Annotated in this window: 3 protein-coding genes; all 3 read left to right on the plus strand. The window is 59.0% G+C overall.

The features are described from left to right. Nucleotides 1-7 precede the first annotated feature (7 nt). The 3 genes from BDE01S_RS09680 (at nt 8) to BDE01S_RS09690 (ending at nt 2,731) form a co-directional block, all read left to right on the plus strand. Nucleotides 8-658, plus strand: a complete 651-nt coding sequence (locus BDE01S_RS09680; protein ID WP_066080894.1) for a lytic transglycosylase domain-containing protein — start codon at nt 8-10, stop codon at nt 656-658. Between the two features lie 151 nt (nt 659-809). After that, nucleotides 810-2,207: an MFS transporter gene (locus BDE01S_RS09685; RefSeq protein WP_066080897.1), complete on the plus strand. Its 1,398-nt coding sequence runs from the start codon at nt 810-812 to the stop codon at nt 2,205-2,207. Continuing rightward, nucleotides 2,195-2,731 (plus strand): single-stranded DNA-binding protein, encoded by a 537-nt coding sequence (locus BDE01S_RS09690; RefSeq protein ID WP_066080900.1) that lies wholly within the window; start codon nt 2,195-2,197, stop codon nt 2,729-2,731. The genes BDE01S_RS09685 and BDE01S_RS09690 overlap by 13 nt, the downstream gene beginning before the upstream one ends. Nucleotides 2,732-2,935: the final 204 nt, after the last annotated feature.

The raw sequence follows: 2,935 nt of genomic DNA on the forward strand, positions 1-2,935 counted from the left end.
CCCGACAATGTTTCAAAAAATAACTATTCCCGATACTGCCCAACCAAATCCTGCACAACCCGATACCGGCCGCCGCCGCTTACTGCTGGCCGGCGGCGCTTTGCTGCTTTGCCCTGCCGCCGCTTGGGGCGGCGCGCAGCGGGAAGAAACGCTGGCCGACGATGTGGCTTCCGTGATGCGCGGCTCGCTGGAGAGCGTCAATCCCGCGCGGCTGGTGTTTGCCGATGCCCGCGAGGGTGAACGCTGGCTTAAAGCCATGTCGGCGCGCCTGGCTAAATATGTGCCTGACGAAGCGGAACGCCGCCGCCTGCTGGTGAATATTCAATACGAGAGCAGCCGCGCGGGCTTGGATACGCAGATGGTGCTGGGGCTGATTGAGGTGGAAAGCGCATTCCGACAATACGCCATCAGCGGCGTGGGCGCGCGCGGCCTGATGCAGGTAATGCCGTTTTGGAAAAAATACATCGGCAAGCCCGCGCACAATCTGTTCGACATCCGCACCAACCTGCGCTACGGCTGCACCATTCTGCGCCACTACAATAATGTGGAAAAAGGCAATCTGACCCGCGCTCTGGCACGCTACAACGGCAGCCTCGGCAGCAACAAATACCCTAACGCGGTATTCGGCGCCTGGCGCAACCGCTGGCAGTGGGGATAACGCGCATTCGGGCAAACGCGCGGCGGCACGCGCTTGGCGGTGAATGCAAAGCCGCCCGAATACTGTATAATCCGCTTATCCGCAAATCATGAGTTTTCAGACGGCTTCCAGCAACCATAAGGCCGTCTGAAAATATTTACATCCGATAAAAATGGCAAAAAACCACCGCATACAGATGTTTCTGCACGAGCAGCGTGCCAGTGTCACCTTGTCCGGCGTGTACGCGCTGCGGATGTCGGGTATGTTTTTGGTGTTGCCGGTTTTGGCCGTCTATGCCGCCTCGCTGCCCGGCGCCGCAGACAATAAAGCGCTGATTGGTCTGGCGATGGGCGTGTACGGCTTGACGCAGGCGCTGCTGCAGTTGCCCTTGGGCATGGCGTCGGATAAATTCGGACGTAAAAAAGTCATTTATTTTGGCCTGATTGTCTTTGCTGCCGGCAGCTTTCTGGCCGCCGCAGCCGATTCGTTGCCCATGCTGGTTGCGGCGCGGGCCTTGCAGGGTGCGGGGGCTATCAGCGCGGCGGTGACGGCGCTGCTGGCCGATTTGACGCGCAACGAAGTGCGTACCCGCGCCATGTCGATGATCGGTTTGAGCATCGGCCTCACCTTTTCCGCCAGCCTGGTCGCCGCGCCGCTGATGGCTGAATGGCTGGGCGTACCCGGGCTGTTTATACTGACCGGCGTGCTGACGCTGGCTGCCGTGGCCGTGGTGGCCCGTCTGACACCCGATCCCGAAACCTCCAAGCTGCACGAAGATGCCCAGGCGCAGCCCGCGCGTATGGGCGAAGTCTTGAAAAACCGGCAGCTTTTGAGCCTGGATTTCGGCATTTTTGCGCTGCACGCCGCGCAGATGGCGCTTTTTACCGCGCTGCCTTTCGCCATGCTGGATTTGGGTTTGGCCAAAGCATCGCAATGGCAGGTCTATCTGCCGTCCACCTTAATCGGCCTGGCGGTGATGGTGCCGCTGATTATCATCGGCGAAACCCGTAACAAGCTGAAGCAGGTGTTTATGCTCGGCATCGCCTGCATTTTTCTGGCGCAAATCGGCCTGCTGGCATCGCTGCAGTCGCTGTGGCTGATGACTGCTTGTCTGGTGGTGTACTTTATCGGCTTTAATGTTTTGGAAGCCAGCCTGCCGTCGATGGTGTCGAAAATCGCCCCCTCGGATTTGAAAGGCACGGCCATGGGCGTATATAACACCATGCAGTCGGTCGGCCTGTTTGCCGGCGGCGCCAGCGGCGGTTTACTGTTTCAATATTACGGCTTCAGCGGCGTATTCGCCTTTTGCAGCGGCTTGATGCTGCTGTGGCTGCTGGCCGCTGCCGCCACCCCAGCGCCCAAGCCGGTGAAAAACGTCAGTTACCGCATCGGCGCATCTTGGCAGGGGTGCGAAAGCGAGCTTTGCCGCGCGCTGGCAGCCGTAGCCGGCGTGGAAAGCGCCACCGTCAGCCGCGACGGCCAAACCGTTTACATTAAAGCGTTGCAGAAAGGCTTCGACCAAGCCGCAGCCGAAACCCTTATCTCAGGAGTATCAAAATGTCCTCATTAAACAAAGTCATCCTTATCGGCCGCCTCGGCCGCGACCCTGAAGTACGCTATATGCCCAACGGCGAGGCCGTCTGCAATTTCAGCATCGCCACCAGCGAAACCTGGAACGACCGCAACAGCGGCCAACGCCAAGAGCGCACCGAGTGGCACAACATCACCATGTACCGCCGCCTGGCCGAAATTGCCGGACAATACCTGAAAAAAGGCAGCTCCGTTTACTTGGAAGGCCGCATCCAAAGCCGCAAATACCAAGGTAAAGACGGCATCGAACGCACCGCTTACGACATCATCGCCAGTGAAATGAAAATGCTCGGCGGCCGCAACGACAACAGCGGCGGCGCACCTTACGACGACGGCGGCTACCAGCAGCAGTCTTACCAGCAGGCGCCCGCGCAGCAAAACTACCAAAGCGCACCGTCTTATCAGCAGGAAGCCCCGAGCGCACCGCCCGCCGCCCCCGCACGCCGCGCTCCCGCCGCACAGGCTGCGCCGGTAGAGGATATCGACGACGATATTCCGTTTTAATTTTGTCGGCTGTGTCCGCCGCAAAGCGGATAGTTGTCGTTAGTTGAGTAATGGAGAAGGCCGTCTGAAAATCACATTTTCAGACGGCTTTTTTTATTTTCAGACGGCTTTTTTAAATGTTTCCATCATGTCTGTCAGTGAGGCTTGCAGCCCCGCTGCTGAGCGGTGGGGCAGCAACTGCGTACGGCGGTGTTATGCGGACGT

Source organism: Bergeriella denitrificans NBRC 102155 (genome assembly GCF_001592185.1).
GTDB lineage: Bacteria > Pseudomonadota > Gammaproteobacteria > Burkholderiales > Neisseriaceae > Neisseria > Neisseria denitrificans.